Origin of the sequence: Micromonospora sp. NPDC005215 (assembly GCF_040607915.1) — a bacterium.
Taxonomy (GTDB): Bacteria; Actinomycetota; Actinomycetes; order Mycobacteriales; family Micromonosporaceae; genus Micromonospora.
This window is the reverse complement of sequence record NZ_JBEXHQ010000027.1, coordinates 31254-56438: the sequence shown is the minus strand read 5'-3', so window position 1 is coordinate 56438 and position 25185 is coordinate 31254. Positions and strand designations below refer to the sequence as shown.

General features: G+C 71.5%; 24 protein-coding genes. 16 read left to right on the top strand and 8 right to left on the bottom strand.

The genetic code is table 11. From position 1 onward, the window contains the following. Positions 1 to 83: 83 nt before the first annotated feature. The 4 genes from corA to ABZU25_RS20660 form a co-directional block, all read right to left on the bottom strand. A complete protein-coding gene (gene corA / locus ABZU25_RS20675) occupies positions 84 to 1232 on the bottom strand; it encodes a magnesium/cobalt transporter CorA (RefSeq protein ID WP_355030971.1) in 1149 nt (382 codons plus the stop codon). 316 nt (positions 1233 to 1548) lie between these two features. Beyond that, positions 1549 to 2643 carry a PLP-dependent aminotransferase family protein gene (locus tag ABZU25_RS20670; protein ID WP_355030970.1) on the bottom strand — a complete coding sequence of 365 codons (1095 nt, stop codon included), beginning with the start codon at positions 2641 to 2643 and terminating at the stop codon, positions 1549 to 1551. Positions 2644 to 2749: 106 nt separating this feature from the next. Further along, on the bottom strand, positions 2750 to 3208 hold the full coding sequence (locus ABZU25_RS20665; RefSeq protein ID WP_355030969.1) for an ester cyclase: 459 nt from the start codon (positions 3206 to 3208) through the stop codon (positions 2750 to 2752). Positions 3209 to 3291: 83 nt separating this feature from the next. Next, on the bottom strand, positions 3292 to 3684 hold the full coding sequence (locus ABZU25_RS20660; protein WP_355030968.1) for a CBS domain-containing protein: 393 nt from the start codon (positions 3682 to 3684) through the stop codon (positions 3292 to 3294). Positions 3685 to 3797: 113 nt separating this feature from the next. Between ABZU25_RS20660 and ABZU25_RS20655 the strand changes: the two genes are divergently transcribed. The 5 genes from ABZU25_RS20655 to ABZU25_RS20635 all read left to right on the top strand — a co-directional run bounded on the left by ABZU25_RS20655 (position 3798) and on the right by ABZU25_RS20635 (position 7574). Beyond that, positions 3798 to 4247 (top strand): NUDIX domain-containing protein, encoded by a 450-nt coding sequence (locus tag ABZU25_RS20655; protein WP_355030967.1) that lies wholly within the window; start codon positions 3798 to 3800, stop codon positions 4245 to 4247. Next, on the top strand, positions 4244 to 5011 hold the full coding sequence (locus ABZU25_RS20650) for a hypothetical protein (RefSeq protein ID WP_355030966.1): 768 nt from the start codon (positions 4244 to 4246) through the stop codon (positions 5009 to 5011). The genes ABZU25_RS20655 and ABZU25_RS20650 overlap by 4 nt, the downstream gene beginning before the upstream one ends. 79 nt (positions 5012 to 5090) lie before the next feature. Then, complete coding sequence (locus ABZU25_RS20645) at positions 5091 to 5822, top strand: phosphocholine cytidylyltransferase family protein (protein ID WP_355030965.1); 732 nt, start codon at positions 5091 to 5093, stop codon at positions 5820 to 5822. Further along, complete coding sequence (locus ABZU25_RS20640; RefSeq protein WP_355030964.1) at positions 5810 to 6877, top strand: iron-containing alcohol dehydrogenase family protein; 1068 nt, start codon at positions 5810 to 5812, stop codon at positions 6875 to 6877. The genes ABZU25_RS20645 and ABZU25_RS20640 overlap by 13 nt, the downstream gene beginning before the upstream one ends. Then, positions 6852 to 7574 carry a CDP-alcohol phosphatidyltransferase family protein gene (locus ABZU25_RS20635; RefSeq protein WP_355030963.1) on the top strand — a complete coding sequence of 241 codons (723 nt, stop codon included), beginning with the start codon at positions 6852 to 6854 and terminating at the stop codon, positions 7572 to 7574. Before ABZU25_RS20640 ends, ABZU25_RS20635 begins: the two co-directional genes overlap by 26 nt. Positions 7575 to 7871: 297 nt before the next feature. On the opposite strand, the gene ABZU25_RS20630 is transcribed toward ABZU25_RS20635, so the two are convergent. Next, on the bottom strand, positions 7872 to 9137 hold the full coding sequence (locus tag ABZU25_RS20630) for a glycosyltransferase (protein ID WP_355030962.1): 1266 nt from the start codon (positions 9135 to 9137) through the stop codon (positions 7872 to 7874). A gap of 24 nt (positions 9138 to 9161) precedes the next feature. On the opposite strand from ABZU25_RS20630, the gene ABZU25_RS20625 reads away from it, so the two are divergent. The 6 genes from ABZU25_RS20625 (at position 9162) to ABZU25_RS20600 (ending at position 16901) form a co-directional block, all read left to right on the top strand. After that, positions 9162 to 10022 (top strand): DNA-formamidopyrimidine glycosylase family protein, encoded by an 861-nt coding sequence (locus tag ABZU25_RS20625; RefSeq protein WP_355030961.1) that lies wholly within the window; start codon positions 9162 to 9164, stop codon positions 10020 to 10022. Positions 10023 to 10286: 264 nt separating this feature from the next. Continuing rightward, a complete protein-coding gene (locus ABZU25_RS20620) occupies positions 10287 to 11858 on the top strand; it encodes a sugar transferase (protein WP_355031027.1) in 1572 nt (523 codons plus the stop codon). A gap of 39 nt (positions 11859 to 11897) precedes the next feature. Beyond that, the gene (locus ABZU25_RS20615) at positions 11898 to 13124 is read left to right on the top strand and encodes a histidine kinase (RefSeq protein ID WP_355030960.1); all 1227 of its coding nucleotides are present in this window, start codon (positions 11898 to 11900) and stop codon (positions 13122 to 13124) included. 23 nt (positions 13125 to 13147) lie between these two features. Next, complete coding sequence (locus ABZU25_RS20610) at positions 13148 to 13909, top strand: LytTR family DNA-binding domain-containing protein (RefSeq protein ID WP_355031026.1); 762 nt, start codon at positions 13148 to 13150, stop codon at positions 13907 to 13909. A 103-nt stretch (positions 13910 to 14012) separates the two neighbouring features. Continuing rightward, positions 14013 to 14663, top strand: a complete 651-nt coding sequence (locus tag ABZU25_RS20605; protein ID WP_355030959.1) for a DUF5701 family protein — start codon at positions 14013 to 14015, stop codon at positions 14661 to 14663. A gap of 165 nt (positions 14664 to 14828) precedes the next feature. Beyond that, positions 14829 to 16901, top strand: coding sequence for a carboxypeptidase regulatory-like domain-containing protein (locus ABZU25_RS20600; RefSeq protein WP_355030958.1), 2073 nt, complete (start codon positions 14829 to 14831; stop codon positions 16899 to 16901). 70 nt (positions 16902 to 16971) lie between these two features. On the opposite strand, the gene ABZU25_RS20595 is transcribed toward ABZU25_RS20600, so the two are convergent. The 3 genes from ABZU25_RS20595 to ABZU25_RS20585 are packed head-to-tail and all read right to left on the bottom strand — an operon-like array spanning position 16972 to position 19355. Beyond that, positions 16972 to 18234, bottom strand: a complete 1263-nt coding sequence (locus tag ABZU25_RS20595) for a hypothetical protein (RefSeq protein WP_355030957.1) — start codon at positions 18232 to 18234, stop codon at positions 16972 to 16974. Next, entirely contained in the window at positions 18221 to 18748 is a 528-nt protein-coding gene (locus ABZU25_RS20590; RefSeq protein ID WP_355030956.1) for a sigma-70 family RNA polymerase sigma factor, read from the bottom strand. The genes ABZU25_RS20595 and ABZU25_RS20590 overlap by 14 nt, the downstream gene beginning before the upstream one ends. A gap of 55 nt (positions 18749 to 18803) precedes the next feature. Beyond that, positions 18804 to 19355, bottom strand: a complete 552-nt coding sequence (locus ABZU25_RS20585; RefSeq protein WP_355030955.1) for a Uma2 family endonuclease — start codon at positions 19353 to 19355, stop codon at positions 18804 to 18806. 183 nt (positions 19356 to 19538) lie between these two features. On the opposite strand from ABZU25_RS20585, the gene ABZU25_RS20580 reads away from it, so the two are divergent. The 5 genes from ABZU25_RS20580 to ABZU25_RS20560 all read left to right on the top strand — a co-directional run bounded on the left by ABZU25_RS20580 (position 19539) and on the right by ABZU25_RS20560 (position 25175). Further along, on the top strand, positions 19539 to 20216 hold the full coding sequence (locus ABZU25_RS20580; protein ID WP_355030954.1) for a response regulator transcription factor: 678 nt from the start codon (positions 19539 to 19541) through the stop codon (positions 20214 to 20216). Between the two features lie 68 nt (positions 20217 to 20284). Continuing rightward, positions 20285 to 21286 (top strand): HAMP domain-containing sensor histidine kinase, encoded by a 1002-nt coding sequence (locus ABZU25_RS20575; protein ID WP_355031025.1) that lies wholly within the window; start codon positions 20285 to 20287, stop codon positions 21284 to 21286. Then, positions 21283 to 23076 carry a DUF4153 domain-containing protein gene (locus ABZU25_RS20570; protein ID WP_355030953.1) on the top strand — a complete coding sequence of 598 codons (1794 nt, stop codon included), beginning with the start codon at positions 21283 to 21285 and terminating at the stop codon, positions 23074 to 23076. Before ABZU25_RS20575 ends, ABZU25_RS20570 begins: the two co-directional genes overlap by 4 nt. A 44-nt stretch (positions 23077 to 23120) precedes the next feature. Further along, positions 23121 to 23534 (top strand): hypothetical protein, encoded by a 414-nt coding sequence (locus ABZU25_RS20565; RefSeq protein WP_355030952.1) that lies wholly within the window; start codon positions 23121 to 23123, stop codon positions 23532 to 23534. Further along, positions 23535 to 25175 carry a cation acetate symporter gene (locus ABZU25_RS20560; protein WP_355030951.1) on the top strand — a complete coding sequence of 547 codons (1641 nt, stop codon included), beginning with the start codon at positions 23535 to 23537 and terminating at the stop codon, positions 25173 to 25175. The last annotated feature ends 10 nt before the right edge of the window (positions 25176 to 25185 follow it).

Here is a 25185-nt window from a genome sequence, read left to right as displayed (position 1 = left end):
CCCGCGCGCCGGCGCTGTTCGCATGCTCGCCGCCCGCTCCGCCTAAGCGGCATGCCAAGACCCACTCGGCTTCCGCCCTCGCGTCAGAGCCAGCCGTTGCGGCGGAACCAGCGGTAGAGGGCCAGCGAGACGCCGAGCATGAGGGCGAGGACGACGGGATAGCCGTACGTCATCTTCAGCTCGGGCATGTTGTCGAAGTTCATCCCGTAGATGCCGGCGATGGCGGTCCACACCGCGGCGATGCCGGCCCAGGCGGCGATCTTGCGCATGTCGTTGTTCTGGTCAACGGTGACCTGGGCCAACCGCGCCTGGAGGATCGAGTTCAGCAGGTCGTCGTAGGAGTTGACCTGCTCCACCGTGCGGCTCAGGTGGTCCTGCACGTCCCGGAAGTACTTGCGGATCTCCTTGGGCACGTCCCGGTTGACCTGGGAGGTCAGCGTCATCAGCGGCCGTTGCAGCGGCACCACCGCCCGCTTGAACTCCACCAGCTCCCGCTTCATCTGGTAGATCCGCTGGATCCGCCCGTGGCCGTGCCGGTCGAAGACCTCGGCCTCCAGCACATCCAGGTCGTCCTCGATCTGGTCGGCGACCTCCAGGTAGAGGTCGACCACCCGGTCGGTCACCCCGTACGCCACCGCCCACGGGCCTTGCAGCAGCAGATCCTGCTTGGTCTCCAGGTCGGCGCGGATCGGTGCGAGCCGGCAGGCATCCCCGTGTCGGACGCTGATCACGAAGTTCGGGCCGATGAAGAGCATCACCTGCCCGGTCTCCACGACCTCGGAGTTCTCGGTCAGCTCGGCGTGCTCGCAGTACCGCGCGGTACGCAGCACCAGGAAGACGACGTCACCGAACCGCTCCAGCTTCGGGCGCTGCTCGGCCTTCACCGCGTCCTCGACGGCCAGCTCGTGCAGACCGTAGGTCTCCGCGATGGCGCTCATCTCGGCCAACTCGGGCTGGTGCAGACCGATCCACACGAAGCCGTGTTCCTCGCGGCGGGCCGCGGTCAGCGCGTCGGCGTACGTCCAGTCGCCGGGTTGCCGCTTGCCGTCGACGTAGAGGGCGCAGTCGACAACGGCGCTGCGGCCGGTGCCAGCGGGCGTCGGCACGGGTGGCGACCCGTCGGCGTTGAGGATCCGGGTCATCGCCCGGACCGGGGAGGGCCACGCCCGGGGCCGCAGCACCCGACCGCTGGTCGGGGGTGCCGTCCGGTCCCGCTCTGTCCGATCCGTCATCGCGTCACCTCCCACGCTCGGCTGCGGCTTGCAGGCTACGCCGACCGCGGTCCAGGACACCTGTGACGGCGATCGCGTGGGGCGGCGCCGGGCGGGCCGCATCGGGGGGTGTGCGGGGACGACACGGCCCACCCGGCACCTGTGGGGGCGGGAGGTTGTGCTGCCGCGGCACCCGGGTCGCGGTCGGCCGAAGGCCGCTGGTGACCTCCGCAACAGCTGGTGGGTGACGCTCGCAGCATTGTGGGCCGCCAACCGCCCCGGGCGGGAGCCCCGAGGCGGCCGGCGTCCTCGTACTGTCGGGAACCCGACAGTCAGTTCAGCTACGGACCGCCTCGACGGCCTCGGCGAGCCGACGAACGCCCTCGTCGATCTTGTCGGCGGTCACCGCCGAGAAGGCCAACCGGAGGGCGTGCCGCCCACCTTCCAGCACGAAGTCGCTGCCCTTGACCACGGCAACCCCACGCTCGGCCGCCGCCGGGGCGAGCCGATCGACAAGCACGTCCTCCGGGAACTCGATCCAGAGGAAGTAGCCGCCGTCGGGTTCCACGAACCGCGCCTGCGGCAGGTGCCGGCGCAACGACTCGGCGAGCAACGCGGACCGCTCGCCAAGCGCCGCCCGAACCGTCTCGATGGAGCGGTCGATGTCACCGGAGACACAGAACTCGTGCACGATCGCCTGGGACACCATGCCCGGCGAAATGTAGAGGCTTGTCGCGTTCTTGGCGATGGCGGCGATCAGGTCCGCCGGGCCGACCAGGTAACCGACCCGCACACCCGGGCAGACCGTCTTGGTGAAGCTCGACGCGTGCACCACCACGTTGCGGGTGTCCAGCGAGAGCATCGACGGCAACGCCTCGCCACGGAACCGGATGTCCGCGTACGGGTCGTCCTCGAAGATCGTGAACTCGTACTCGGCGGCCAGGTCGAGCAACTCCCGACGCTTCTCCAGCGAGAGGGTCATGCCGGCCGGGTTCTGGTAATTGGGGATGACGTGCGCGAGCCGGGGCCGGACCCCGGACTCCAGCAGCTTGCGCAGCTCGGCGGTGTCGAGCCCATCCGGCTGCACCGAGATGCCGTGCAGCTCACTGCCCATCCGCTGGAGGTTGAGCAGCGTCCGGTCGTACGTCGGGCGTTCCACCACCACCGCGTCGCCGGGGCGGACCAGGTGGTCGAAGAGGAACGCGTCGGCCTGAAGCGACCCGTTTGTGACAAGCACCTGGTCGGCCTGGACGCCGTGCTTGTCGGCGATCCACTTTCGCAGCGGAAGGTAGCCGACGGAGGTGCCATACGCCGTGACCCCCGCGGGGTCGGCGTCGAAGGCGCGAACGGCGGCGGCCTTGAGCCCCTCGACATCGACGATGTCCAGCGAGGGAGCCCCACGGGCAAAGGAGATCAACTGCTCGGCGGTCATGGATGTTGAGCGTACGGGCGGCGGCGGGGGACGCGCGGACGGCACGGCGATGTCCGCATCCTGAGCCACCGGGACGGGTGACCCGACTCCACCGGTCGGCGCCAGATCAGACCGGAAGGGCGAGCGCGTCGTGGTGCGCCGCCCGGGAAAGCCCCTCAAACTGCACGCCGAGCGCGTCGAGGAGCTGGCTCCAGTCGAAGTAGGAGCGCCAGGCGGTGATCCGGCCCTGACGAGCCCGGACCACGTCGGCCACCTCCCAGCTCACCAGCCGACCCGTGGGCGCGACAGTGCCGTACGGCGAGTGCAGCGTGCCGGTGTGGCTGCCGGTCAGGCGCAGCTCGACGGCCACGCCACCGCCCGTACGGACCACGCCCAGCGGGTCCACCCGCAGGTCCGGGAAGGCACCGGTCCAGGTGCGCAGCAGCGCGGGCAGCTCGATCGGGCGGACCGTCACACCCGGCATGGCGTAGAACGCCTCCGGGGCGTAGAGGTCCGGTAGACGGGCCACGTCCCGACGCAGGAGCATGGCGTACTGCTGCTCGACCAGGCGCTCCGCGTCACGCATCGGGCCCTCCCTCGCGGGCCACGGCACCTCCGCGCCCGCAGGGGATCCTTACCCGTCGATCCGGCCTGGCACACCTGCGCGGCTCAGGTCGTGGCGGCCACCTGGCTCTCCGCCCAGACCCGCATGATGTCCCGAACGGAGATCACCCCGGCCACCTCGCGGCCGTCCAACACCACCAGGTGCCGGAATCCACCACGGGCCATGGCGGCGGCCGCCTCGGCCACCGTCCATTCCGGCCCCGCGTAGACCACGTCCCAGGTCAAATGGGCCCCGGTGCGTTCCACGTCGCAGTCCAGGCCGGCGCCGATCGCCTTCAACACGTCGCGTTCGGTCATGATCCCGACCCCCTCGGAATCCGGGTCGATCACGACGGCCGACCCGACACCACGGGCCGACATCATCCGGGCCGCCTGGCGGAGCGTGTGCTCCGGACCGACGACGAGAACCTGGTTGGACATCGCATCCCGTACCTGCATCACACATCACTCCCTTGGGACGGTGGCATCCGGTACGGACATGGTCGTCCGTGGATGTTTCCGGGACAAGACCGAACATCGCCGTACCAGCGGCCGCTCGCTACTGTCGGACCGTGTCCACCGAGCCCCTGCGCTGCGCCGGCGCGCTGATCGTCGACCACGACGGCCGCATCTTCTTCCAGCGCCGTTCACCGCACCGACGCCTCTTCCCCGACTGCTGGGACATCGTCGGCGGCCACCTCGAACCGGGCGAGGAGATCGACGAGGCACTCCGCCGGGAGATCACCGAGGAGACCGGCTGGCTCCTCTCACACGTCCTCGGTCCGGTCGGCGAGTACAGCTACGTGGGCGACGACGGTCTGGCCCGCATCGAGTACGACTTCCTGGTCCGGGTCGACGGTGACCTGGACCGCCCGACGCTGGAGGCCGGCAAGCACACCGAGTTCCGCTGGCTGGCCGAGCACGAGGTGGCCGTGCTGGACGAGCACCGCTACGTCAACGACGGGCTGATCCGGCGGATCGCGGAGGAGGGCTTCGCGCTCCTGCGGTCGATCGGTCTGTGAACACCGTCGAGCTGGCGCCGCACCGCGTCGCCGGGCTGCTCGCCCCGGCCGTGGACCGGGTCTTCCGCGCCGGCATGCTGGCCGGCCGCGACGGTGGGGGCGCCGAGCTGAGCCAGCGGTACGGCGGGCCGACCGCGAACGGCTTCCTGGTGGACCTGCGCACCCGCCTGGCCGCGCCGGGCGGCACTGTCGACGGCGGTGGATTCGCGGCGATCACCCGGTACTGGGATCCGGTCGTCAGCCGGCGGACGGTCGACAAGCAGGTGGCGCACGGGATGCTCCACCGCCGCCCAGACGGCGCGCTCTCCGCCACCGAGCGGGGCGCGGCCTTCCTCGCCGAGCTGTACCAGGTGCACGCGGAGGTCACCGAGGAACTGTGGGCCGGGCACGACGAGCGGGTGTCCCGGCTGGTCGCGGTGCTCGGCCGGCTGCTGTCGTACGCCCTGGTGCTGGCCGACGAGGAGGGCGACCGGGGCGGCTCGGCCTTCGCCGCGATGGCGCCTCCCCACGAGCCGGACGGCACCCCGTCGGGCGTGCTGCTGCTCAACCGGCTCGGCACGCTGCGCTACCACCGCGCCGACGCGCACGCCGACGCCTGGGCTGCCGCCGGGCACACCGCGTCCAGCATCGCCGCCCTGCCGGCCGGGCCCGAGCGGCTCGCCATCGAGCTGGAAACCGACCGACGGGCCGCCGGCCCGTACTCCGTGCTCAGCGCGGACGAGCGGCTGGCCATGCTCGCCGACCTGGCCGTGCTGCCCGGCTGACCCGGTTGGCCGGAGCGGCGAGGCCAGCCGGCGCTATCCTCCAGCGGTGACGGGGAGCAGGACGAGGGAGGAAGTCGCGATGATCGGAATGGTGCTCGCGGCCGGAGCAGGACGCCGGCTGCGCCCGTACACCGACACCCTGCCCAAGGCGTTGGTGCCGGTGGACGGCGACACCACGATCCTGGACATCGCGCTGGGCAACCTCGCCGAGGTCGGGCTCACCGACATCGTGATCGTGGTCGGCTACGCGGCGGACGCGGTCCGCGAGCGGCAGGCCGACCTGGAGAAGCGGTACGGGGTCACGCTCACCCTTGTGCACAACGACAGGGCCGAGGAGTGGAACAACGCCTACTCGCTCTGGCTGGCCCGGGAGTACTTCGCCCGCGGAGTGCTGCTTGTCAACGGGGACACCGTGCACCCGGTGAGCGTGGAGAAGACGCTCCTCGCCGAGCGCGGGCCGGGCATCCTGCTCGCCGTCGACACGCTGAAGCCGCTGGCGGAGGAGGAGATGAAGACCACCTTCGACGCCGCCGGTCAGCTCACCCGGATCACCAAGGTGATGGACCCGGGCGAGGCGTACGGGGAGTACATCGGCGCGACGCTGATCGAGCCGCAGGTCGCCGACGCCCTCGCCGACGCGCTGGAGGCGACCTGGCGACGGGACCCGAACCTCTACTACGAGGACGGCTACCAGGAGTTCTCCGACCGCGGCGGGGAGGTACGGGCGGCACCGATCGGTGACGTTCCGTGGGTCGAGGTCGACAACCACGCCGATCTGGCCCGTGCGCGGGAGATCGCGTGCCGCTACTAGCTCGGAGCGTCCTCACGCCGCTGCACATCGACGTGCGACGTGGGGCGGTGGCCGACCTGGGCGCGATCCTGGCCGACGGGCGGATCTCCGCCGGCGGTGACGTCGCGGTGGTGGTCGGCCCAGGTCAGGGCACCCAGATCGCGGAGCTGATCCGACCGTCACTGCGGACGGCCGACGTGTTCACCGTCTCCGGGGGCACGCTGGACGCCGCCGACGACCTCGGTGGCAAACTGCGCGCCCGGTCGTACGACGCGGTAGTGGGGATCGGTGGCGGCAAGACCATCGACGTGGCCAAGTACGCGGCGACCCGCCGAGGGCTCCCGATGGTGTCGGTGGCGACCAGCCTCGCCAACGACGGGATCGCCTCCCCGGTGGCCAGCCTCATCACCGACGGGCTCAAGGGCTCCTACGGGGTGCACATCCCGATCGCGGTGATCGTCGACCTGGACTTCGTGGAGAGCGGTCCGGACCGGCACAACCGGGCCGGCATCGGCGACGTGATCAGCAACATCAGTGCGCTGGCCGACTGGGAACTGGCCCGCCGGGTACGCGTCGAACCGTTCGACGGGCTCGCCGCGTCGCTGTCCCGGGCAGGCGCCGAAGCGGTGCTCAACCACCCGGGCGACATGACCGACGACGCCTTCGTCACAGTGCTGGCCGACGCGTTGATCTCCAGCGGCCTGGCCATGGCCATCGAGGGCACCAGCCGCCCGTGCAGTGGCGGCTGCCACGAGATCATGCACGCCGTCGACGCGCTCTTCCCCGGCACCGCCTCACACGGCGAGTTGGCCGGGCTGGGTGCGCTGTTCTGCACCTGGCTGCGCGGGGACCTGCGCCGCTTCGGGGAGATGTCGGCCTGCCTGGCCCGGCACGGTCTGCCCCGGCTCCCCGCCGAGGTGGCGCTCAGCGACGACCAGTTCGTGGAGGCGGTGCAGTTCGCCCCGCGTACCCGACCGGACCGGTACACGATCCTCGAGCACCTGGCGCTGTCTCCTACCGAGACGCGGGAACGGCTGGCAGACTACGCCGGTGCAATCCGCGACCAGCTTGGCTGACCCCCGTCCCACCATCGCCGACTTCCACCGGGTGAACCGGGGCGGCGGCCTGTTCAGCGAGTCGATCAGCCAGTGGCTGGGCGCCGCCTTCGCGCTTGTCGCCCAGCGCCTCGGCCTGCGTCCCACGGCGCTGACCATCACCAACCTGGTGCTCGGACTGGCCACCTCGGTCACCGTGGTGGCGCTCGCCGGCCCGGTGGCCTCCGGCGACGTACCGGCCTGGGTGGTCGGCCTGCTCGCCCTGGTCGGCTGGCAGGTGGCGTACTCCCTGGACTGCGCCGACGGGCAGCTCGCCCGGGTGACCGGCCAGGGCAGCGCGGCCGGGGCCCGGATCGACGTGCTCTGCGACGTGGCGGCGCAGATCGCCCTGGTCGCCGCGCTGGCCGCCACCGCCGTGGCGCAGCAGCCGTCCACCCCGACCTGGCTGGTGGCGACGTTCGCGGGGACCTGGATGGTCAACCTGGTCACCTCGGTGATGCAGGCCGGCCCGAACGCGGCCAGCATGGTCACCTCGACCTCGCTGCCGGTGCGTCTCGTGAAGCTGGTCCGCGACTACGGCGCGGTGGTCTTCGTGGCCGCCCTGGTGCTCGCCGTGGCCCCCGCGCTGGTCCTCTGGGTGATTGTCGCGTTCACCATCGTCAACGGCGGCTTCCTGCTCGCGAGCATCGCCTTCTCCGCCCGCGCCTCCCTGCGCTGACCCACTTCTCCCCGCTCCACCCGACCCGCGCCATAAGATCCGCGCAACTACCGGGATGTTGCTGCCTCCGACGCCGGGGAGGCACCAACATCCCTGATGTTGCGCCGATCATGGCGCCCGGGTCCTCGCGAGGGCCACTGCATCGGTCCCCACCTGATCCAGGGCCCCGGGCCTGCGCGCCGCTCGCCAGCCACGGCGCGACCTCCTGGATCGAGCGCGATCTTGACGAGCCCCCTGCGTCGGGCAAGCCCGGCGGCGCGACAGGACCAGCGCGGGTGGTTCCGGTGCGGGCGGGGTTCAGACGTGGTTGGGGGTTCGGGCCAGGCCCGCGTAGATGTCGATGAGTTGCTTGGTCACCACGTCGGGGTGGAAGGTGCGCTCGTAGCGGGCGCGGGCGGCCGGGGCCAGTCCGGCCGCACCGGCTCGGGCGACCGGTAGGGCGGCGGCCAGCGCTGCCACTTCCGGTGCGACCACCCAGCCGGCCTCGCCGAGACCGATGCCAGCGGGCATGGGCGACCCGCCCCCGACGACGGCGGAGGCGACAGCGGCCGGGCCGGTGCCGGCGGGCTCGTGCGGGGCGTCGGCTCCGACCAGGTACGGAATGCCGCCCAACGCCGTGCCGAGCACCGGCCGGCCACTCGCCAACGCCTCGATGATCACGGTCGGCAGCACGTCGTGCCACATGGAGGCGGCGATCACCACGGCGCTCGCCTCGACCGCCGCCCGCACCCCGGCCCGGTCGAGCTGACCGAGGTAGACCACGTCGGGTCGCTCGGCGGCGGCGGCCTCCACCAGCGGGCGCAGCTCACCGTCGCCCGCCACGCGGAGCGTGCCCAGGGCACCCACCGGGTGTTGCCGCCAGGCGTTCAACAGCAGGTCGACGCCCTTTTCCGGCGAGAGCCGGGCCAGGTAGACGAATCCGTCGCCGATTGGGGTCGGCCGGCCCGGGTCGGGGACGGAATTCGGCTTCACCACGACCCGTTCGTCCGGAATGCCGTAATCGCGGAGGTGGTCGGCGATGGCCGAGGTGAGCGCCACGTACCGATCCACCGACCGCCAGGTCCCCCGGTGCACGGCCAGGGTGGTCGCCATCAACGCGCTCTGCGCCGCCGAGTCGCGGTAGCAGCGATGCCTGATCGCCGGCACACCCAGCGCCCGACCCTTGCAGTCCTGACAGATCACGCCGTCCCGGAAGTAGATCCCCGACGAGCAGACCTGCCGGTAGTTGTGCACCGTCTGCACCACCGGCACGCCGTGGCGGTGCGCCGTCCGCACCACCCAGGGCGACAGCAGGGGGTACGGGTTGTGCAGGTGCAGAACGTCCGGCCGATGCTCGGTGAGCAGCCGGCTCAGGTCGTGCTGGGCGCGCGGAGCCCAGATCGGCGAGATCGGCAGCAGAGCCTTCGCCGCCTTCGACATCGACGGGATCTCGTCCGAACTCCGGATGAAGGGCAGCACCTCGACGCCAGCGGCGGTGAGCTGAGCGATCTCCGAGTCGACGATGGTGTTCTCGCCGGAGGGTTGGGCTTCCCGGTACCGGTTGTGCGCCACGACGATTCTCACGGGAAAGAAGGCTACCGTTGAGTCGTGCCCGAACTACCGGAGGTTGAGGCGCTCGCGGGTTATCTGCGACAGCGCGCGGTGGGCCGGCGCGTCGATCGGCTGGAGATCGCCGCGATCAGCGCCCTGAAGACGTACGAACCGGCACCGACAGCGGTCGCCGGTCGGGCGGTGGTCGACGCCAGCCGGCACGGCAAGTTCCTCGACGTGCTCTTCGAGGGCGACCTGCACCTGGTGGTGCACCTGGCCCGGGCGGGCTGGCTGCACTACCGGGAGGCATTCCCGGCCACCACGCCGCTGCGTCCCGGCAAGGGTCCGATCGCGCTGCGCGTACGCCTGGACGACGGCTCCGGCTTCGACCTCACCGAGGCCGGCACCCAGAAGAAGCTGGCCGCGTACCTGGTGACCGACCTGGCGGCGGTGCCCGGGGTGGTCAAGCTGGGCCCGGACGCGCTCGCCGCCGACCTACCCACCTTCGCGGAGCGACTGCGCAGCCGGCGGGGGCAGGTCAAGGGGGTGCTGACCGACCAGTCGGTGCTGTCCGGGGTGGGCAACGCCTATTCCGACGAGATCCTGCACGCCGCGAAGCTGTCCCCGTTCGCGATCACCGATCGGCTCACCGACGCCCAGATCGCCACCCTGCACGCGGCCACCCGGCAGGTCCTCGGCGACGCTGTCGAACGGTCCCTCGGTCAGCGGGCCGCGGAACTGAAGGGCGAGAAGCGCTCCGGGCTGAAGGTGCACGCCCGTGCCGGGCTGCCCTGCCCGGTGTGCGGGGACACCGTGCGTGAGGTTTCGTTCGCCGATTCCAGCCTCCAATATTGCCCGTCGTGCCAGACCGGCGGGAAGCCCCTAGCTGACCGACGGTTGTCCAGACTCGTACGGTGAGTAATTCCACTCGGCGACTACGCAGCGGAATCGCCCACGCTGAGCGGAAGCTCCGGTCCGCCGTTCTCGCCACGCGCGCATCCATCGGTATAGTGGCCCGGTCCCCGGCTTCTGAAATGGTGCGGAGCCGGCCAGATCGCACCGGCACCATCGCTCGCCAATCTCCTTCGGGGCGGCGACCGGTCGGAGCCCGCGTGGGAGACTGGGACGGTGGGCGACCCGGGCCCTCACGCCGAGTGAGCGGCCCGCGTCATGCGGGAGGACATGGGTGAGGTGACGGCAAGCCTCCAGCGCCCGGTAACCAACGAAGGCCGGAGCAGACTCGTGCGGCACGTCGACAGCTTCGAGATCCAGCCGCCGACGCCGCCGTCTCACAACGGCGTCCCCCGGTCGGCGTGGACCAGGTCGCGTCGCCGGGTCTCCCGCTGGCACCGCCCGTACATCGCCGTCCTGCTGCTGCTCGACTTCGGCGCGGCGGCGTTCGCCAGTTGGATCGCGATCCAGCTGTTCGACCAGGCCGCCTCCGGGTTCTCCGGCACCCAGCAGGACCCGACCTGGTTCCACACCGTCTCGTACCTGCTGCTGCCGCTCGGCTGGGTGGTGATCCTCTGGAGCAACCGGGCCTACGACCGGCGCTACCTGGGGCTCGGCCCGGACGAGTTCAAGCGGGTGATCCGGGCCTCGGTGACGGTGGCCGCGAGTGTCTCGTTCCTCGCCTTCTCCACAGTGACCCACCTCTCCCGGTTCACCGTGGGCACGGCGCTGGTCGGTGCGACGCTGCTGATCCTCTGGGGTCGTTTCGTGGCCCGCTGGGCGCTGCACTACATCCGGCGGCGGGCCGGCCAGGCCGCCCACCGGATGGTGCTGGTCGGCACCCTGCCCGAGTGCCTGGAGGTCTACGCGGCGGTCACCCGCAACCCGAACGCCGGGCTGGTGCCCGTCGCCATCCACATCACCGACGGGTACGCGGCGGCTCGGGGAATGCCGACCCCGGTGCCGATATACGCCGGGCGGGACGTCCTGGCCCTGGTCCGGGAGGTCGGCGGGGACACCATCGCCGTCTGCGGGTCCGCCAGCGCCGAGCCGGGTGAGCTGCGCCGGCTGGCCTGGCAGCTGGAAGGCTCCGGTGTCGACCTGGTGGTCGCCCCGCAGCTGACCGACATCGCCGGCCCCCGGGTGCACATCCGCCCGATCGAGGGCCTGCCGCTGCTGTACGTCGAAGAGCCGACCCTCTCCGGGCCGGCGCTGCTGGCCAAGAACCTGATGGACCGCGTCGCCGCCGGCCTCGGCCTGCTGCTGCTGGTCCCGCTCTTCCTGGCCATCGCCCTGGCGATCCGGATCTCCGATCGTGGGCCGGTCTTCTTCCGCCAGCCCCGGGTGGGGCACGAGGGGCGCACGTTCCGGGTGTGGAAGTTCCGGACCATGTATGTCGACGCCGAGGATCGGCTGGCCAGTCTGGTCGACCGGAACGAGACCGACGGCATGCTGTTCAAGATGAAGCAGGACCCCCGGGTCTTCCCGGTGGGCGGCTTCCTGCGCGCCTCGTCACTGGACGAGCTGCCGCAGCTGATCAACGTGCTCTGGGGGGAGATGTCGCTGGTCGGGCCACGCCCGCTGCCGGCCGACGACGGCGACTTCCTGGGTGACGTACGCCGGCGGCTGCTGGTCCGCCCCGGCATGACCGGCCTGTGGCAGGTCTCGGGCCGCTCCGACCTGTCCTGGGACGAGTCGGTCCGGTTGGACCTCTACTACGTCGACAACTGGTCGTTGGCGTACGACCTGAGCATCCTGTGGCGCACTGTCGGAGTGGTGCTCGCCCGCAAGGGCGCGTACTAGGGTCTTGGCGCACCGGCTCCCAGGGGCAAGGATCACTGCGTGGGCGCCAACCTCTCCGCCGTGGTCGGCGTCGTATCACTCGTCACCGCGTTGACCGCCGCCCTGCTGGCGGTGCTGCGGCTGCGGGCCCGCCGGGGCATCGCCACCGCCACCCAGCGGGCCACCTACGAGGTGCTGCACACCGCCGGCCTGGCCGCCGAGCCGCTGCGGGCGGGGCTGAGCGCGGCGGGCGCGGCGAAGGCCGTACGTCATCTCCGGGCCCTGGTGGGCGCGGTCGGCCTGGCCCTCACCGACGTCGACCGGCTGCTGGCCCTCGACGGGCGGGGCACGCACCACGGCGACCAACTGCTCGCGGCGGCCCGGCGGACGGTGGACACCGGGCGGTCGACGGTGCTCGGCGAGCAGGAGCTGCACTGCGACCGGGTCGACTGCCCGATCCGGGGGGCGGTGGTCGCGCCGTTGCAGGGGGCGGACGGCCGGGTGGTCGGCGCGCTGGTGGCGATCGCCGACAGCCCGCCTGCCCCGGGGTTGGTGCAGGCCACCCTGGAGACCGCGCACTGGGCCGGCAACCAGCTCGCCCTGGCCGAGCTGGACTCGTCGCGGGAGCGGCTGGCCCGTGCCGAGATCCGCGCGTTGCGGGCGCAGATCAGCCCGCACTTCATCTACAACGCGCTGACCGCCATCGGCTCGTTCGTCCGCACCGACCCGGAGCGGGCCCGGGAGCTGATCCTGGAGTTCGCGGAGTTCACCAGGTACTCGTTCCGGGCGCACGGGGAGTTCACCACCCTCGCCGAGGAGCTGCGCTCGATCGACCGTTACCTGACGATCGAGCGGGCCCGGTTCGGCGACCGGTTGCAGGTGCGGTTGCAGATCGCCCCGGAGGTGCTGCCTGTGACGTTGCCGTTCCTCTGCCTTCAGCCGCTTGTGGAGAACGCCGTCCGCCACGGGTTGTCCCGCAAGCCGGGCACGGGCATGGTGAGCATCGAGGCCCGGGACGCGGGCGCCGAATGCCACATCACGGTGGAGGACGACGGAGTGGGGATGGACCCGACCACGCTGACCGCCGGCATCGCCGAGCTGGCCCGGGGCACGGTCGACCCGGGCGACGACCCCGGTCAGCACGTCGGCCTCTCCAACGTCGACGAGCGGCTGCGGTCGGTCTTCGGGGACCGGTTCGGCCTGGTGGTGGAGACGGGGCTGGGCTCGGGCACGAAGGTGAGCATGCGGGTGCCGAAGTTCCACCCCGGCGTACGGGCGGGGTCGTGAGCGAGCGAACCGGGACGGGTGCGGTGAACGGGTCCGGATTTCTGCGGGTCCTGGCGGTGGACGACGAGCCGCCCGCGCTCGACGAGCTGGCGTACCACCTGCGGGCCGATCCGCGGGTGGCCCGGCTGCACACCGCCGGGGACGCGACGGAGGCGTTGCGGCTCCTGCGGGATGGCGACGTGGACGTGGTCTTCCTGGACATCCGGATGCCGGGCCTGGACGGGATGGAGTTGGCCCGGGTGCTGCGCCGGTTCGCCCGGCCACCGGCGATCGTCTTCGTCACCGCGTACGACGACGGCGCGGTGGACGCCTTCGACCTGGGTGCCACCGACTACGTCCGCAAGCCGGTTCGTGCCGACCGGTTGGCCGAGTCGCTGCGGCGGGTGATCGGGTCGCGGGTGGTGCCGTCGCATCCGGCGGCGCTGGCCCGCGCGGAGGAGGACCCGACCATTCCCATCGAGTTGGCCGGCACCACCCGGATGCTGCCCCGCTCGGCGGTGCGGTGGGTGGAGGCGCAGGGCGACTACGCCCGGTTACACACGGCGGACGGGTCGCACCTGGTGCGGGTTTCGCTGGCCACGCTGGCGGAGCGGTGGGCCGACGCCGGTTTCGTCCGGGTGCACCGGTCGTACCTGGTGCAGCTGAAGTTGATCGCCGAGCTGCGGCTGGTCAACTCCGGTTACGTCGTGGTGATCGACGCCACCGAGCTGCCGGTGAGCCGGCGGCACACCCGGGAGCTGAAGGACAAGCTGGTCCGGGCGGCGAAGCAGGACTGGGGCCGCTGACCCGGCTCTCCTGCCGACAAGCACTGTCGCACCGACACGGCGGGAATAAGCGCGCCTGCCCGTACGTCGTACGGTACGTTGTCAATTGACGAATGGAGCCGCCGTGTTCGACGCCGCCACCGAGTTCGACAGTCAACTCGACCACCTGGTGCAACTCGGCTACCCCGCGCTGGCGGGGCTGCCCGAGCCCGCCTTCCGCGACCTGGTCGCGCCGCTGCGGGCCAGGGCGATCGAGGGCACCGCCGATCTGCCCGCCCCCACCGACGCCCGGGTGCCGTTCCTGCTTGTCATCACCCGGGACCTGATCGGGGTGGTGGAGCGGCTGGGGCTCACCAACCTGGCCGGCAAGCGCAAGCCCGGCGTCCTCGACCGCAACTACGCCGACGACGACCTGCCGCGCTTCGACCCGATCAAGGAGCTGGAGGTGCCGACCGGGCCGGCGTACCTGCTCTTCGACGTCGACCGGGGCGAGGAGTTCCGCAATCTGGCCCCGGCTGCCGCCATGGAGGGGATCACCGCCCAGGGCCGGCTGCCACTCACCATCGACGAGGGTCTCGCCTTCGTCACGCTGCACCCGGCCGCACTGGCGAGCAACAGGTGCTTCTCGCTCGTCGGTTCCCGATGCGGCGACAAGCGGGTGCCGGCGCTCTGGATCAGCCAGGGGGCACCGAAGCTGGGCTGGTGCTGGTACGGCAACCCGCACACCTGGCTCGGCTCCGCCTCGGCCCGCCCGGAGCGCGTCGGCCTGGAGTGACAGTCCGCTGAGGAGGGATGACCGGTCGTTCAGGTCCGCCCGACCGGCCCTGCCGACGGACATCGCCGGTGGCCTATTCTCCTGATGCCGATTCCCGTACGGGGCGCAGGGTCGGTGTGGGCGAAGCCTGCTCTAGTCGCCCCACCACCCTCACAAGGGACATCAATGCAGCTATTCCCAACCCGCCGCGCCCTGCTGGCCGGTGCCGTCGTGGCGGCACTCGTGCTGCCCGGCGCCACTCCGGCCCAGGCTGCGGCCACCGGTGCGGTCAGCGGACACCTGACCACCAGCACCGGCACCCCCGCCGCCGAGGTCCGGGTACAGGTCTACGAGTCGGAGACCTACGACTGGGTCGGCAACGCCAGCACCGACGCCGACGGCAACTACACCGTCGCCGATCTGCCCGTAGGCGCGTACCTGCTGGGCTATTTCCCGCCCGAGCAGCCTGGGCAGTTCTACCGCCAGCAGGCGACGATCTGGGACGCCACGCCGGTCACCGTCACCGCTGGTGGCACCGCCAAGGCCGATGACCAGCTCTTCCCCGCCGGCACCATCACCGGCCAGCTTGTCAACACCGCCGGTGCACCCCTGCCCAACCTGTACGTCGAAGCCCGCGAGGTCGAGACGGACGGCACGGCCGGGAATCTCACTGACGACCAGGGTCGATTCACCATCTCCACCCGGCCAGGCCGCTACGTCGTGAGCTTCGGGCCGATCGAGGGCTCCTCCCAGCTGCAGTACGTACCCGGAAAGACCGACCAGGAGAGCGCCACGGTCTTCGAGGTGAAGGCGGGTGAGGCGATCACGGTCAACGACACAGCGCTGCCCGCGGGCACCCTAAGCGGTCGGTTCACCACTGCCGCCGGTGCCCCGCTCACCGACGCCCAGGTCAGCATCTCCACCGGCAACGGCTCCACCGGGGCGTACACGCAGACCGACGCGAACGGTGAGTTCTCCGCGCAACTACTCCCGGGTTCCTACCTGGTCGGCGTGTACGCCGGTGATCGCCAGCAGTACTACCGCGGCAAGTTGACCTCCATGGACGCCGACCGCGTCGAGGTACGCGGCGGGCAGCAGACGAGGATCACGGACAGCCTGCTCGGCACCGGTTCGGTCACCGTGAAGGCTGTCGACTCGGTCACCGGAGCACCTGTCGCCGACTTCTGCGTCGAGTCACTGTGCAGCAGGGGCACCGGCTCGGTGACCGTCACCGACCTGCCGCAGGGCAGCCACACCATCTACCTGAACGCACCGGACCGGCTCCACTTCAGCCGCGAGGTGAGCGGGGTGCGGGTCAAGGCGGACCGCGACACCAACGTGACCGCGAAGCTGCGGCCCGGCGCGGTCATCAGCACCACGATCGTGGATCGGCAGAGCGGTGCACCGGTTGCGGACGTCTGCCTGGACACCTTCCTGCCCAAGCAGGCCGCGCTCAAGGACGGTTACGGCGACTGCAGCGACCGCGCCGGCCGGATCCAGGTTGGACCGCTCGCCGCCGGCAGCTACAAGCTCTTCGCAGTGCCGCAGGCGGACACCTACGGTCGTCAGTGGGTGGGCGCCAACGGCGGCACCGGTGACGAGCGGGAGGCGATCGCTGTCACCGCGACCGCCGGCCAGGTCGTCTCCGGGCCGCAGGTCAAGCTGGACCGGGCCGGCACGGTCACCGGCACGGTCACCGGCACGGCCGGCAAGCCGGTCCCGGACGCCCTAGTGTCGGTGCTGACCGGCCACCCCGGGGTCGGGGCGCAGGACGCCACCACCGACGAGCACGGCGTCTACACCCTCAGCCGGCTCGGCCCGTACGCCTGGCCGGTGGTGGTCGGCGCCTACCCGTACGCGAGCGAGTGGTCCGGCGACAAGCCCAGCCGCTTCACCGCCACTCCGGTGACGGTCACCGCCGGAACGGCAGCCACCAACAACGTCCAACTCGACCAGGGCGTCCAGTTGACAGGCACCTTCCGTACGCCGGACGGCACCCCCTTCACCGATGGGTTCGTCATCGCCCGCAACGTCGACACCGGCGACATCGCGGGCAACATCTGGATGACCAACGGGCAGTTCAGCTTCCGCCTCAAGGGGCCGCAGAAGGTCTTCTTCACCTACAACGTCTCGCTCGGTGCGAAGGAGTTCGACGGTCGCTACCTGGTGACCCAGCCGGACGGCACCCGCAAGCTGGCGCGGTTCACCGTCCCGGCCAGCGGCAGCATGTCAGTGGACCTGGTCGTACCGACCAGCTGACGGTTCGACGAGGCGGGGCCGGTGGCACTGTGCCACCGGCCCCGTTTCGTACCCGAAGAAATGTGTGCGCTCAGTCCGGGAGCGGAAAGCGCGTCCAGGCGGTGCCGTCGCCAGTCAACTGCACGTGGTCCGCGCCACCAACCGCCAGGTCGTCCCGGCCGTAGAGCCAGGCGTATCCGGGCGCGGCACCGACGCCTCCGTCGCGTCGGTCGTACTCGCGGACCGTCTTGAAGTGTCGCCCGGCATCCAGGCCAATCATGGCCTTGGACGTGTTGCGGGAGGGCTCTGTGTTTCCCGTCTCGACGAGCAGCAGGGACCCGTCCGAGCCGACGACGAGGAACCGGTTCTCCAATGAGTTGGGCAGGTCGGTGCCCATGTCCGCCCAGGTTCGCCCCCCGTCCGTGGTACGCAGCAGTTGTGCCGTGCCCTCGACCTCCGTCGGCTGGGCACCGGCCGGTGGTGGTGGCCCGATCAACAGGTACGCCTCCCGCGCGCTGACCCCGGCTAGCGCGATCACGTCCGCCCTCTCGGGCGGCTGCCAGGTTGTCCAGGTGGCTCCCCGGTCCACGCTCCGGGCCACCACCATGACGCCGATGTCACCCGGCCAGTAGGTCGCCCAGATAGTTCCGTCCGCGCTCGGATAGATGATCGCGGGTGGATAGGGCGACGGCGGCTTGCCTCCGAGCCGGTAGACCGTCCCGGTCGACGAGACCGCCAACGGTTCCCGTAGCGCCCCGCAGCCCTGGCCCCACTGACAGAAGACCGGCTGCGCCCTCGCCGGAAAGGCCGGCACCGTCACCACGGCCTGCTCGGCGTCCCGCCAGGTACGGCCGTAGTCGGTGGAGAGCAGGAGCTGGTCACCGTCCCGGACCAGGTAGGAGCGCTGACTCAGCACCGAGAACTCCGGGTTGCCCAGCGGATTTCCCTGTTCATCCGGTCCGCATTGACTGGTGGTCCGATAACGGGTCATCTCGTCGTCGGTCCAGCTCCGCCCGCCGTCGTCGGTGTTCCGGAACCACACCGTGAAGCAACCCTCGTCGGCGTCCCGCACCCCGGCGAGGACTGCCGAGTCCGGCCCGGTCAGGAAGAGCTGGCCACTGCGGTCCGGTCTGACCGGCGGCTGGTCCGGACCAGTCCAGCCCTCCCGGCCGGCATTGCCGAACAGTGGCAGCATCGCCACGCCGGCCACGGCGACAACCAGAACCAGCGCCACCCCGCTGGTACGCCGCCGACGCCGGGCCCGCGCTACCGTCCGCATGTCGTCCAGGGGTGGCTGGCGCACCGCGTCGGCGACGGTGTCGACGTCGAAGCCGGTGAACTCACGTTTGGACATCGATCCTCCCGATGTTCATGCTCTCGCTGATCTCTGAGTCGGTGAGCAGCGCTTTCAGTGCCTGCCGACCTCGGGAGAGGCGGGACTTCACCGTGCCCGTCGAAACGCCGAGCGTCGCGGCCACCTCGTCGACCGGCAGGTCGACCAGGTAGTGCAGGGCCAGCGCGTGGCGCTGCCCCTGAGGCAGTTCGCGCAACGCGGCGAGCAGCGCCAGGTGCTCGGGCGAGCGGTCGGCGACCTCCGGCGGCGGGCCGATCCGACGCAGCAGCCCGTCCAACACCCGCCGCCGCCGGTGCCGACTACGGGCGACGTTCACCGCGACCCGACGCAGCCACGCCTCCGGGTTGTCGAGGCGGGCGAGCCGACCGGGTGCCGCCACCGCCCTGGTGAACGCCTCCTGGACCGCCTCCTGCGCCTCGCCCAGATCGCCAGTCACCGCGTAGAGCTGGACCACCAGGCGTCGGAAACAGCCGGTGTAGAGATCACCAATCAGATCGCCCTCGAACACCCTCACCACCCCTCTTCACCAGTCCCACTCCTGGGCGGCGGGAAAGGTTCCGCGCGACGGGTCAGAAGATGTCGGCCAGCGAAAGGGCGAGGGGGAACGGCTGCTCGGTGCGGTAGACCTCGTCGACCGGGAGAACCGCCTGCTCGCGGTAACCACCGGTGCCGTTCACCAGCACGGTCAAGGTCTGCTTACGGGGCTCGACCAGCCAGTAGAGGGGAATTCCGGCGGACGCGTACTCGTGACGTTTGAGCACCAGGTCCCGGCCCGCGTTGCTCGGCGAGATCACCTCGACGACGAGGAGCACGTCGGCCGGGTCGAGCGCGGCACCGCCGCTGTCCAGTGCGCTCTCGCTGGCGACGAAGAGGTCAGGCACGAAGTATGACGAGCGCTTCGCACTGACGCCGATGTCCTGGCCGACGAGCACACCGGCGGGGGCCTGCCGGTCGAGGATCCGGCGGAGGCGGTTGGCGACCGCGCCGTGGAAGACGTCCGCATGGGGGGACACGAGCAGGCTCCCGTCGAAGATCTCGTAGACCTGGTCGTCCTCGGGGAAGCTCTGGAGGTCGTCCACCGTCCAGGCGTCGCCCCAGCCGGGCCGGGCGGGGTTGGTCACCGTCACACCTCCTCTCTACCGGACCACCCTGACAGCTCAGTCGGTCGTCCACAACGAGCCTCGAAAGTTCCCGCACACCAGGCGGCCTGGCGCCAGAGTTATCCACAGGCACGAGCGGTTCTCCACAGGTTGTTCACAACGCGACCCACTGATCTCCACGGCGGCTCCCTACAGTCGGGACCCATGAAGGAACGCCGGATACTGGTGGTCGAGGACGAACGGACCATCGCCGATTCCATCGCCGCCCGCCTGCGGGCCGAGGGTTTCACGGTGCAGGTCGCGGCGGACGGGCCCAGCGCCGTCACGCAGTTCCGCAGCGGCCAGCCGGATCTCGTCGTCCTCGACGTGATGTTGCCCGGCTTCGACGGCCTGGAGGTGTGCCGCCGGATCCAGGCCGACCGGCCGGTGCCGGTGCTGATGCTCACCGCCCGGGACGACGAGACCGACCTGCTGGTGGGGCTCGCGGTCGGCGCGGACGACTACCTCACCAAGCCCTTCTCGATGCGAGAGCTGGCCGCGCGGGTGCACGTCCTGCTGCGGCGGGTGGAGCGGGCCGCCACCCCGACGCCGCCCGCGATCCACCTCGGCGACATCGAGATCAACGAGGCCGAGCGGCGGGTCCGTCGGGCCGGCGCGGATGTGCACCTCACGCCGACGGAGTTCGACCTGCTGGTCCACCTCGCCGGGCGGCCCCGCACGGTGCTGCCCCGGGAACGCCTGCTCGCCGACGTGTGGGGATGGGCCGACGGGAGTGGCACCCGCACGGTGGACAGCCACATCAAGGCGCTGCGCCGCAAGCTCGGCGCCGACCTGATCCGGACCGTCCACGGCGTCGGCTACGCCCTGGAGGTGCCCGCGTGACCGGTCGGCTGTTGGACTGGCTGGAACGGGTGTTACCGCGTCCACTGGATCCGATCCGCTCGATCAAGATGAAGCTCGGCGTGCTGCTTGTCGCCTCCTGGGCCGTGGCCATCGGCTACTTCTGGTACGGCATCGGATGGCTCCCGCCCGGCACCGCGGTCACCAGCATCTGCATCGGGCTTGTCACCTCGCAGGTGCTCGCCCACGGGATGACCTCGCCGCTGCGCGAGATGACGGCTGCTGCCGGCGCGATGGCCCGTGGCGACTACACCCGGCGGGTACGCGCCACCTCCCGCGACGAGGTCGGCGAGCTGGCTCAGGCGTTCAACAAGATGGCCGAGGATCTGCACGCCGCGGACCAGCGCCGACGTGAGTTGATCGCCAACGTCTCGCACGAGTTGCGGACGCCGATCACCGCCCTGCAGAGCGTGCTGGAGAACATGGTCGACGGGGTGGCCGATCCCGAACCGGCCGCGCTGCGCTCGGCGCTGTCCCAGACCGAACGGCTCGGGCACCTCGTCGCCGACCTGCTCGACCTGTCCCGCCTCGACGCCGGGGTGGTCCCACTGCGCCGGGTACGCATCGACGTGGGGGAGTTCCTCGACGAGGCGGTGGAGCACGCCACCGCCAGCGCGTCCGGAGCGGCGCTGGACGTGCGCTTCCAGCTCCGCGAACTGCCGGTGCCGCTGACCGTCCACGCGGACCCGTGGCGGCTGCACCAGGTCTTCGCGAACCTGCTCGACAACGCGGCCCGGCACAGCCCACCCGGCGGCACGGTGCGGCTGAGCGCCGAGGAACACGCCGACCAGCTCCGCTTCGAGGTCAGCGACGAAGGCCAGGGCATTTCACCTGGCGAGCGGTCCCGGGTCTTCGAACGGTTCACCCGCGGCGATCGATCCGCCGGCGGCGGGACCGGGCTCGGCCTGGCCATCGCCCGCTGGGTCGTCGAACTGCACGGTGGTCGGATCGCTGTCCTCGATCCCGCTAAACCGCACCGGGTTGATCGGCCCGGCTGCCGCATCCAGGTCACCATCCCGAGCGACGGGCCACACCGGAAAGAGGTCGCATGACCAGCCCTGGCACCACCCCGCTTCCGGCCACCGGCCCGACCGGACCGACCGGACCGCAGGTCGTCCCGACCGTCCGACCGGGTCTGGCCACCGCACCGGCCGCCGGTCAGCCCCATCCGTGGCCGGGCGCCCCGGCCGCCGGTCAGCCCCAACAGTGGCCGGGCGCCCCGGCTGCACCGAGGCCACCGTCAGCGATCGAGCGGCGCTGGCCGGGGCCGTCCGGCGCCGCCCGTCCGCTGGTCCTGGCGGCGTTGACGGCGGCGGCGGCCGTCGGCGCCGCCACGCTCACGATGGTTCGTCCCGGCCTCGGTTGGCTGGTGGCCACCCTGGCCGGCACCGCCGCCCTGGTCACCGCTGGCGTCGTCCGTCCCAGAACATCGCCGCCAACCGCGCAGCCCGGCACGCCGCCACCGACCACCAACACGCCGGCACCCTCGGGTGGGCCGGCCACCGCCAGCACGCCAGCGCCGCCAACCGCGGGGGCGACCGACCGTCCCGGTGCCACGGGGGCACCGGGGCGGGCGGTACAGGTCGCCTGGGCCGTCGCGACGATCGCGTTGGTCGCGGTCGGCACGGTCCGCGCCGCCGGGTGGCTCTTCGCGCTCTGCCTGGTCGCGGCCGCGGTGACCGGGACCCTCGCGGTGACCGGCGGGCGAAGCCCACTCGGGATGCTGGTCGCCGCGACGCTGCCGCCGGCTGCGACGGTACGGGCGCTCCCCTGGGCGGTACGCGGACTGCGCGACACCCGCCCGGCCGGGGCGGGGATCGGTGTGGGACGCGTCCTGAAGAGCCTGACGATCTCCGCTGGCCTGCTGACGCTGTTCGGCCTGCTCTTCTCCTCCGCCGACGCGGTCTTCGCCGACCTGGTCACGGGTCTCCTGCCCGACATCTCACCGGATGGTGTCGTGGGCTGGCTGGTACGTCTGGTGCTGATCGGCGGCGCTCTGCTCGGTGCCGCGTACCTGATCAGTCGCCCACCCGACCTGGAGGGTCTGCGGCCGGGGCCGGCCCGACCGGCCCACCGGCTGGAGTGGACAGTGCCGCTGGTGTTGCTCGACGCCCTGTTCGCCGCGTTCGTGCTGGTCCAGCTCACTGTGTTCTTCGGCGGCGCGGGGCACGTGCTGCGGACGGCCGGTCTCACCTACGCCCAGTACGCCCGTGGCGGCTTCTGGCAGTTGCTCGCCGTCACCGCGCTGACCCTGCTGGTGATCGCGGTCGCCGCCCGCCGGGCACCGAAGACCACCCGAGTGGACCGGCTGCTGGTCCGTGCACTGCTCGGCACGCTCGCCGCGCTCAGCCTGGTGGTCGTCGCCTCCGCGCTCTACCGAATGCAGGTCTACGCCGACGCGTACGGTGCGACCCGCCTCCGGCTCTTCGTGACGACAGTCGAACTCTGGCTCGGGCTGCTCTTCGTCCTGGTCGGGGTGGCGGTGGTGCGGCTGCGGGCCGCCTGGCTGCCCCGGCTGGTGGTCGGCACGGCGGTGCTGGCGCTGCTCGGGTTGGCTCTGGTCAATCCGGACCGGTTGATCGCCGACCGGAACGTCGACAGGTACCTGGAGACCGGCCGGTTGGACGTCAGTTACCTGTCCGGGCTGTCGGCGGACGCCGTACCGGCCCTGGCCCGGTTGCCCGAGCCGATGCGCGTCTGCGCGCTGGGGCAGATCGCCGCCGAGCTGCCCCGGGATGGTCTCTGGGGGGCGAACCTCGGCCGGGAGCGGGCGCGCCGGGACCTTGCGGCGATCCCGACGACCGCCAAGGTGACGGACTGCCCCGGCACGCGACTCTGGTGAGAGCTAGCGCTTGACAATCCGGCGCGGCGGGCAAGACTGCCGGGGTGGCCAAGCAACTCCCTGACGTGGGGTCGGGCGGTGCGGTACCGCCGCCCCGGCGGACCCGGGTCGTGCTGGCCGAGATCAGCCGGCAGGACACCCGTGCCGAGCGGACCCGCGCCGAGCTGGCCCAGCAGACCCAGGTCGGCGAGGCGCTGGTCCGCGGCCTGGTCCGGGCCCAACTCGCGTTGGCGTTGCGGCTCTCCCTGGTGGTGGCCATCGGGTTGGGTGGGCTGCCCTTGCTGTTCGCGATCGCGCCCTCGCTCGGCCGGACCACCGTCGCCGACGTCAACCTGCCGTGGCTGCTGCTCGGGGTGGCCTCGTTCCCGTTCCTGATCGGGGTGGGCTGGGCGTACGTGCGGTTGGCCGAGCGCAACGAGCAGGACTTCACCGATCTGGTGCAGCGGCCGGAGCGCTGAGTGGGCAACGACTTCGTGGTCCCGGCCATCGTCGCGGTCACCCTGGTCACCGTCGGGATCGGCTTCTACGGGCTGCGGCTGGCCCGGACCACGTCCGACTTCCTGGTGGCGTCCCGGGCGATCAGTCCGACGTGGAACGCCGCAGCCATCGGGGGTGAGTACCTGTCGGCGGCGAGCTTCCTCGGCATCGCCGGTCTGGTCCTCAAGTACGGCGTGGACGTGCTCTGGTATCCGGTCGGTTTCGCCGCCGGCTACCTGGCTCTGCTGCTCTTCGTGGCGGCGCCGCTGCGCCGCTCCGGCGCGTTCACCCTGCCCGACTTCTGCGAGCTGCGGCTCGGGTCCCGCCGGCTGCGCATCCTGGCCACCGCGTTTGTGATCTTCATCGGTTGGCTGTACCTGGTGCCGCAACTTCAGGGCGCCGGGCTGACCCTGGCCACGGTTGCCGGCTCCCCGTACCCGGTCGGTGCCCTGCTGGTGGCCGCCGTGGTCACCGCCAACGTGGCGCTGGGCGGAATGCGGGCCATCACCTTCGTGCAGGCGTTCCAGTACTGGCTCAAGCTGACCGCGCTCGCCGTACCGGTGATCTTCCTGGCGTTGCAGTGGCAGGCCGACGGCCGCCCGGCGGTGACGCCGCCCGACGGGCCGACGTTCCGGGCCGCGACCACCGTCGTGGTCGAGCACCGCGCGACCCTCACCCTGCCCGACGGTGACATCCGCGAGGTACGCCCCGGCGACGAGCTGACCTTTGCGGCCGGCGACCCGGTGCCGGACGTGTCCGGGGTAGCCACCGCCGCCAGCGACTGGCTGCTGCCCAGCGCCGCGGGCAACGACGACCGAGGGCTGTTCGCCACGTACTCCCTGATCCTGGCAACGTTCCTGGGCACCATGGGCCTGCCGCACGTACTGGTCCGCTTCTATACCAACCCGGACGGCGCGGCGGCCCGCCGGACCACCCTGGTCGTGCTGGCCCTGGTCGGCGTCTTCTACCTGCTGCCCACCCTGTACGGGGTGCTCGGCCGGATCTACACGCCGCAGTTGCTTGTCAGCGGGCAGACCGACGCGGTGGTGGTGTTGCTGCCCGGTGCGGCCCTCGGCGACGGGGCGACCGGGCGACTGCTCGCCGCGCTGGTCTCGGCGGGCGCGTTCGCGGCGTTCCTCTCCACCTCGTCCGGGCTGCTGACCAGCGTCGCCGGGGTGATCTCGACGGATGTGCTCGGCCGGGGCTCGGTACGCGGCTTCCGGCTGGCCACGGTGATCGCCGGAGCGGTGCCGACGCTGCTGGCGCTGCACGTCTCCGGACTGGACGTGTCGCAGGTGGTCGGGCTGGCGTTCGCGGTCGCCGCGTCGAGTTTCTGCCCGCTGCTGGTGCTCGGCATCTGGTGGCGTGGGCTGACCGACGTGGGCGCCGCGGCGGGTGTGGTGGTCGGCGGCGGGGCGGCGATCGGGGCGGTGCTGGTCACCGTGCTCGGCCCGCCGCTGTCCGGCTGGCCGGCCACGCTCACCACCCAGCCGGCCGCCTGGACGGTGCCGCTGGCCTTCACCGTGATGGTCGTGGTGTCGATGGCGACCCGGCGTCGAGCCCCGGCCGACGTCGCGGCCATCATGCTCCGCCTGCACACCCCCGAGACCGTCCGGCTGTAGCTGGTCGACG